6 protein-coding genes are annotated in these 7,289 nt (G+C 37.5%); 2 read left to right on the top strand and 4 right to left on the bottom strand.

Annotation, left to right across the window (positions count from 1 at the left end; translation table 11 throughout):
• Nucleotides 1-1,028, top strand: a 1,028-nt coding sequence (locus ACIQ0D_RS10460; RefSeq protein ID WP_395805367.1) for a M20/M25/M40 family metallo-hydrolase, incomplete at its 5' end; no start/stop codon positions are given.
• A 43-nt stretch (nucleotides 1,029-1,071) separates the two neighbouring features.
• Here the strand turns inward: ACIQ0D_RS10460 and ACIQ0D_RS10455 are convergent.
• Nucleotides 1,072-3,270 carry a B12-binding domain-containing radical SAM protein gene (locus ACIQ0D_RS10455; RefSeq protein ID WP_395805365.1) on the bottom strand — a complete coding sequence of 733 codons (2,199 nt, stop codon included), beginning with the start codon at nucleotides 3,268-3,270 and terminating at the stop codon, nucleotides 1,072-1,074.
• A gap of 170 nt (nucleotides 3,271-3,440) precedes the next feature.
• Between ACIQ0D_RS10455 and ACIQ0D_RS10450 the strand changes: the two genes are divergently transcribed.
• Entirely contained in the window at nucleotides 3,441-4,280 is an 840-nt protein-coding gene (locus tag ACIQ0D_RS10450) for a S1 RNA-binding domain-containing protein (protein ID WP_395805363.1), read from the top strand.
• Between the two features lie 66 nt (nucleotides 4,281-4,346).
• Here the strand turns inward: ACIQ0D_RS10450 and ACIQ0D_RS10445 are convergent, their stop codons facing one another.
• From ACIQ0D_RS10445 to ACIQ0D_RS10435, 3 genes are all read right to left on the bottom strand, one after another.
• Nucleotides 4,347-4,808 (bottom strand): MaoC family dehydratase, encoded by a 462-nt coding sequence (locus ACIQ0D_RS10445; protein WP_395805361.1) that lies wholly within the window; start codon nucleotides 4,806-4,808, stop codon nucleotides 4,347-4,349.
• A gap of 144 nt (nucleotides 4,809-4,952) precedes the next feature.
• Complete coding sequence (locus tag ACIQ0D_RS10440; RefSeq protein WP_395805359.1) at nucleotides 4,953-6,347, bottom strand: putative oxidoreductase C-terminal domain-containing protein; 1,395 nt, start codon at nucleotides 6,345-6,347, stop codon at nucleotides 4,953-4,955.
• A gap of 76 nt (nucleotides 6,348-6,423) precedes the next feature.
• The coding region (locus ACIQ0D_RS10435; RefSeq protein ID WP_395805357.1) for a Gfo/Idh/MocA family protein at nucleotides 6,424-7,289 on the bottom strand (866 nt) is incomplete at its 5' end.

Genomic DNA, 7,289 nt, shown 5'->3' with positions numbered 1-7,289 from the left:
TCGAAAAAATGAAGGCTGAGCGCACGAAAGCTGGCGCTGAATGGCGTAATCGTTTAAGCAAAACTGGCTTAAGTGGGAAAAATCTTGCTTTAGCGCTTGAAAAAGCAGGTGCTGCTGGTGTTATCACTTCAAACTGGTCGGCGGGTTTTGGCGTAAACAAAATTTTTAGTGCTCAAACAACAAAAATTCCGACTATAGATATTGCTCTTGAAGATTATGGCATGCTATACCGATTAGCTGAATCAGGTGTTGGTCCGAAAATCAGTATCCGTGCCGATTCAAAAGAATTGGGTATGGTTCCAACATTCAATACTATTGCTGAAATTAAAGGGACTGAAAAACCTGAAGAATATGTAATTCTTTCAGCGCACTTCGATTCTTGGGATGGTGGAACTGGAGCAACTGATAATGCTACAGGAACAATCACCATGCTTGAGGCAATGAGAATATTGAAAAAAGTGTATCCAAACCCAAAGAGAACAATCCTTGTTGGACATTGGGGTAGCGAAGAGCAAGGTTTAAATGGCTCAAGAGCATTTGTTGCAGATCATCCTGAAATTGTAAAAAATATACAAGCTGTTTTCAATCAAGATAATGGAACAGGAAGAGTAGTAGATCTTTCGGGTCAAGGCTTCTTACATGCTTATGAATATCTAAACAAATGGTTAAACCCTGTTCCTTCAGCCATACGCTCTGAGATTAAATCAAATTTCCCTGGCAGCCCAAGCGGTGGTGGTTCTGATTATGCATCATTTGTTGCAGCAGGTGCTCCAGCATTCTCTTTAAGCTCACTAAGCTGGTCTTATGGTAATTATACTTGGCATACCAATCGCGATACTTATGATAAAATAGTATTTGATGATGTTCAAAATAATGCCATTTTAACTGCGATATTGACTTATATGGCTAGTGAAGATCCTGAAAGGGCTTCAAATGAAAAGAGTGTAATGCCAATAAATCCTCGTACAGGTGAAAAAGCTGCTTGGCCTACTCCTCGTCAGCCAACACGCAAAGGTGGAGTAAATTAATTTTTTAATGTTGGCAGGGTGTGATTTATCGCCCTGCCAACATTTATAATACTAATAAATCGGATTGACGTAATGTATTTATTGCTTTACCATACCAAAAAGGCTCAAAATCAAGGCCTAAACTCGCTTCAAAATCTTCTTTTAACTTTTTAAAAGTCATCAATTCTGCTGCATCGGTGGCTATTAGTGGCAAAAATTTGTAGAGCCATTCGCCTTGCTCTTTCTCAATTTGCAAGGAAAATGTTTCTCTCTTATTAAAAAACTTCAAATCAACCATTTCCCATTGCCTACCTTTTTTGCTCTTGGTAAAATGTGAGATTTCGGGCTTTGCGCCTAGCCACACAATTTTAGCATCTGGCTTAATGAAAAATGAATCTTCGCTTGTTAGGCATTTCATAATGTATTGTGGATCAACTTTTGTCTTAGGAACTTTATGCTCAAACCATTCCTGCAAAGGATAATCGAAGCAAATTCCATGCATGTAGTTAAACAATGATTTTTTCAAACCATAACTAAACAACTCATGATCAGTCCCGGTTTTATCAATATGTACAATATCATTATTTGCGAACGTCCCGGTAGATCCACAAGCCTTTTCCACCTGGAATTTTTCGGGATACATACCTACGGGACTGTGAGCGGTCATAGCAAATTGATGCCAAAAAGCCGATTGCAATACACCCGCTTCGAACATTTGCCTGACCATTTCGAGTGAATCAATAGTTTCTTGAGCAGTTTGCGTCGGGAAACCATACATCAAATAAGCATGTACCATGACCCCAGACTCAGTAAAATTATGGCAAACACGAGCTACCTGCTCTACAGTTACACCTTTTTGAATGAGCTCAAGTAAACGGTCGGATGCTACTTCTAAACCACCTGAGACTGCTATACAGCCTGAAGCTTTCAACAATTGACAAAGATCCTTGGTAAAGCTCTTTTCAAAGCGAATATTAGTCCACCAAGTAACCGTTAATTTTCGCTTCAAAATTTCGAGTGCCAATGACCGCATCAAGGCTGGCGGTGCAGCTTCATCCACAAAATGAAAACCACGCTCACCTGTTTGCGCAATCATTTGCTCCATCCTATCGCAAAGTAATCCAGCCGCTATGGGCTCATAAATTTTTATATAATCGAGTGAGATGTCACAAAAAGTACATTTCCCCCAGTAGCAGCCATGGGCCATGGTGAGTTTATTCCACCTGCCATCACTCCACATACGGTGCATCGGATTAACCACCTCAATTACAGATACATATTGACTCATCAATAGGTCTGAATAATCTGGAGTGCCCGTTTCAAATTGCTTATAATCGGGCGATTTACTGTTGTTACAATAAATTACTTGTCCCTCAATTAGTGCAAAAGTTCTCTTTAAATCAAGAATATTTCGCTTACCATCTAACAGTTCAATTAAATGCTCAACGGGAGCTTCCCCATCATCGAGACAAATAAAATCTAAGAACTCAAACACACGAACATCAGAGATTGAACGTAATTCGGTATTGGGGAATCCACCACCCATTGCAATTTTAACTTGCGGATATTCCCTTTTTAGCCACTGGCCAATTCGGAAAGCTGCATATAGATTCCCCGGAAAAGGAACGGATAAAGAGACTAATTCGGGTTCGACAAGCTTTATTTTTTCTTCCAATAATTGGATTAAAATCTTGTCGATGAAGGTTAAATCCCCTTGTAAGGCTTCATAAAGTACATCAAAGCTATTAGCAGAACGCCCTAAACGCTCGGCATACCTACTAAAACCAAAATTAGGATCTACACATTCTACAATAAAATCAGAAATATCTTCCAAGAAAAGAGTAGCAAGGTGTTTGGCTTTATCTTGCGTACCCATGGTCCCAAAGGCCCATTCGAGTTCCTCCATTTGTTCAAAACGAGATGCTTCGGGTAAAAAATCTTCTTGACAAATAAGATGTGATAATGTTGGATTATGGCCTTGTAAAAATGAAATTACCGCATCAATTTTATGGATATAATGCTCTTTGAGGGCAAAAATTCGCTTTGCATTATCCGATAATTCCTCATGAGGGATTTTAATTTCATTGAAAAGATTTTCTAGACCAGCTCTAGAAAAAAGTGCTAAAATAACCTCAATCCCAAGATCTGCTTGAAAAGCGCTAATACCTTTTGTATTCAGAAAACCCTTTAAATAAGCTGTTGCCGGATAGGGCGTGTTTAGCTGAGTAAAGGGCGGAGTTATTAAAAATATCTTATTTGCCAATTTGTTATTAATTGAATGTTTAATCCTGCATAAAAACAATTTCAATCAAAGGTATTGTAAATAAATTAGATGGAGCATGCATCCCAAAATTTATAGAATATTCCTTTTTTAGCCTATAAATTTCAATAATCTGCTTTTTCGTATCTTTGCAGGATATTTAAGCAGAAAACATGATAGAGATCGGAAAGTTTAACGAATTAAGGTTTACAAAAAAGACTGAGGCCGGTCTCATTTTAACAGATGGGGAGAAAGAAGTGCTCCTGCCCTTTGTTAATGCACCAGTAGATGCTCAAATTGGGGATAACCTTCATGTTTTTACATACATTCATAGTGACGGCAGGATAATGGCTACCACCGAAACGCCTATTGCTCAGGTGGATGAGTTTGCATTACTCACTGTTGTTGATGTAACTGAGCAGGGTGCTTTCATGGATATGGGAATAGGAAAAGATGTTTTTGTGCCAGAGCGGGAACAGAAGCGCCCAATGCAAATCGGACAAAAATATATGGTTTATCTATATAGTGATGAGCGCAGCGAACGAATTACTGCTTCTTCACGATTAAGCGATTTTATTGATCAAGATGAGCATGATTTAGAAGAGGGAGATGAGGTGCGTTTGCTAATTACTGAAGAAAGTGATTTAGGATATAGCGCTATAATCAACCAAAGATTTATGGGTTTATTATACCATAATGAGGTTTTTGAAGATTTAAAAGCAGGAGATCAAAAAAGAGGGTGGATTAAGAAAATTAGAGAGGGTAATAAAATTGATTTAAGTCTACAAGTAATTGGATTTAAACATATTCTCGATTTGAAGGACAGCTTAATGATTGAACTTGAAGAATGTGGAGGATCGATTGCTTTAGGTGATAAAAGTTCCCCAGAAGACATTTATAACCGCTTGAAAATTAGCAAGAAAGCCTTTAAAAAGGCTGCAGGAAGCTTATATAAAGAACGATTAGTTGAGATTTCAGACTTTGAAATTAAACTGGTTCCAAAGAGCCGTTAATAGAAATAAAAAATAGGCATTGTTAAATCAGAGCCTATTTTTTATTGCAATATTTTATGGGAATTTCTAATCGATAAAATGATAAAGAAATACCACATCCCCTTTAAAAGCAGGTTTCGTCTGACCAACAATTTCAAGTTCAGCACCAATAGTTGCTTTGCATACGCCCCTAAGATTAACAATTGAAACTAGATTTGCTTTTAAACGCACTTCACTATCTACTAGAACAGGCTGGCCAAATTTTAGATTTTCTATTCCATAATTGATTTCCATTTTCAAATTTTGGACATCAACAATTTGCTTCCATAAATAAGGAATAAGCGAGAGTGTAAGATAGCCATGCGCGATAGTTGCTTTAAATGGCCCCTCCTTTGCTGCACGCTCTGGATCGGTATGAATCCACTGATGATCAAGAGTTGCATCAGCAAACTTTAAGATTTGCTCTTGTGTAATTTTATGCGCTTCGGAAATACCTAGCTCTTTCCCCGAAAAAGACTCAAAATCATTGAAATTTCTAATTACCAGCATAAAAAAGTGTTTTATAAAATATATTTTAGATCAAATTTTGTTGAAAATAGCAAATTAGATTTTCTCTAGCGTTAATTATTCAATAAAAAATTAATTACTGGAAAAGCTTAAATAATTTTAAAAGATTAGACCCGATAATCATAGTTATTTTAAGTCCAAAGCCATTTCACGGGCCTTTGTAGTTGTATAATACTTCGCAATCATATTTGGCACCTCCCATGATGGCAAAGCACCATCCTTTAAAAATTGCAAGTATTTTTTAGTCACCTGAGCAAAATGATCCTCATGACTAACCTTATAAGAATCTGGAATAATTACTTCCCAGCCCTTTGCTACTTTTTTGAGTTCAAGTCCAGGATATTGCTTTTGAACCTGCTTTAAATCTGCTATTAAGGCCTTTTCAAAAGAATTTAGATCTGTATTTTCTCTTGGTTCGATGTATAATGCAGGTTTAAAATTCTGTTCTTTACCCTGTTTAATGATTACACTAGCTTTGGTGCCCCTCATCACAGAAAAGTGGGTATCGCCAGTTCCTTCAGGGGCTTGAAAATCCCAGGTGACTGATATTTTAGCATGAATGCCTTTTAGGCGATAATTTATTTCACCATTGGAATAGGGACTTAAAACTCCATTTTTGACATCTGATTTAAGGAATTCAGGATATTCCTTCTTCTGCGTAACCTTTTCGAATTGCTCAGCATTTATGCTTGTCTGCCATCTTTTAGCCGAAACAATTTCAATATCCTTTTTATAATCCAAAATTTGATTTGGGAAGCATTCCCATTGCACCAAATCAACTAAGTGGGTAGTAATATCTGTAATTCCTTCGCCCTGTTGTTTTACATCAAAAAACCAAGTTGGTCTAACCAAAGGCTTACCCGATACATTTTTATAGAAATGATGCACACTAACCTTGGTTACTGAGGGATTTTCGGGACTACCCTCTTCTAGCTGACCAAATGCGGGTAGATGAGCAAACTCCTTTTGAAGCATGGTATTAATCTCATAGCGCTCGGTCATGATATCATAAAGAAGAACCTTGTTTTTTTCCGCCATTTGAAAAGCCTTGACAAGCTTATTAAAGCCATCCAAATCGATTGCCATCGGCTTATCAGCAAGAACGTGGAGTCCTGCTTCTACAGATTTAGCAATATAATCGGTCTTCATTTTATTATTACCCGCAATTACAACAACATTGCCTGCCTTTTCGGAAAGCATTTTATCCAGAAAATCAGGTCCCGTATAAATTTTCTCCTTCCAAAAAGTCGGTTTTTCCTCTCGGGAATTGTACCCATCTACTAAACTGAGGTGAGATTTTAATTCTTGACCCTCAGGTGCATAAACATGAACCATAGAATCTACATTCTCGTACATTGACTTCTGTACCAAGGCCGAGTGAAAATGACCGGGATCGAGCGTAATCAATTTTATTTTATCGAGGCTTTGGCTAGATAATTGGTTATTTTTAGTAGTACAGCCCAAAGAGATTACCATCACGAGATTTATAAAAAGAAGATTTTTAAGATTAGTTTTTATCATTTTTCAAATAATTTTTCAAATAATATCATTTCCAAACAAATGAAATTTTATACGTTTTAGTATTTCCTGTTGAAGCCTAAACCTTAGGCTCCCAGCCTTTTTGGTATTCTCTAGTCCAAAGTTTCATAGCCTCTCGATCATTCAAAATATGGCCATTTACAGAATCGACCAGAAGTGTTTTTCCTGTGCGTTGCGCGATATTACCCAATTGGCATAAAAGTGTGCTCTTATGGCCTCCATCGATGTCGGAAGCCAGGGGTTCTCCATTTTTTATCGCTGCAAAGAAATTTTGAAGATGGAATGCATCTAATTGTTGAGATGGATTACTTAAATTATTAGGATCAACCTTAACCTCATTTTTTGCTTCCTTGATTAAATTATTATTATGGTCGAATACTTTATAAGAATTTCCACCACCGATAACCATCGTACCATTTTCGCCATAAAAAATCACGCCAACGGAACTTCCTTCAATTGGGAAAGGATTGCAACTTCTACCTTCCCAACTAATGGTCGATTTGTTTCCAAATTCAATTGTAATATTTTGTGTATCAGGAGTTTCCCAATCATCTTGATAGCGATATCTACCACCAGCAGAGCTTACTTTTGTAGGGTAGTCAACCTGTAAACCCCAACGTGCCAAATCAATCATGTGTGTTCCATTATTGAGCGCTTCGCCAGTTCCCCAATGCCAAAACCAATGCCAGTTATAATGAATTAGATTATCCTTAAACTCTCGCCTAGGTGCGGGTCCCTGCCATAAATCATAATCAAGCCATTCTGGTACCGGGGCAATTTTACCGACACCAATTGAAGGGCGATTATTAGTGTACCAAGTTTTTGCGGCGTATGGTCGTCCTATAATTCCGGCATGCAATTCATTAATTGCAGCTAGAATATTGGGCCATGAGCGACGCTGATTACCCATCTGAATGACATTTT

The organism is Daejeonella sp., from assembly GCF_044342615.1.
Lineage (GTDB): Bacteria > Bacteroidota > Bacteroidia > Sphingobacteriales > Sphingobacteriaceae > Daejeonella.
This window is presented reverse-complemented; position numbering and strand designations above follow the sequence as displayed.

Excerpts from the sequence above, each read along its gene's own strand:
- ACIQ0D_RS10450 (WP_395805363.1), top strand. The coding sequence starts at position 3,441 with ATGATAGAGATCGGAAAGTTTAACGAATTAAGGTTTACAAAAAAGACT.
- ACIQ0D_RS10445 (WP_395805361.1), bottom strand. The coding sequence starts at position 4,808 with ATGCTGGTAATTAGAAATTTCAATGATTTTGAGTCTTTTTCGGGGAAA.
- ACIQ0D_RS10440 (WP_395805359.1), bottom strand. The coding sequence starts at position 6,347 with ATGATAAAAACTAATCTTAAAAATCTTCTTTTTATAAATCTCGTGATG.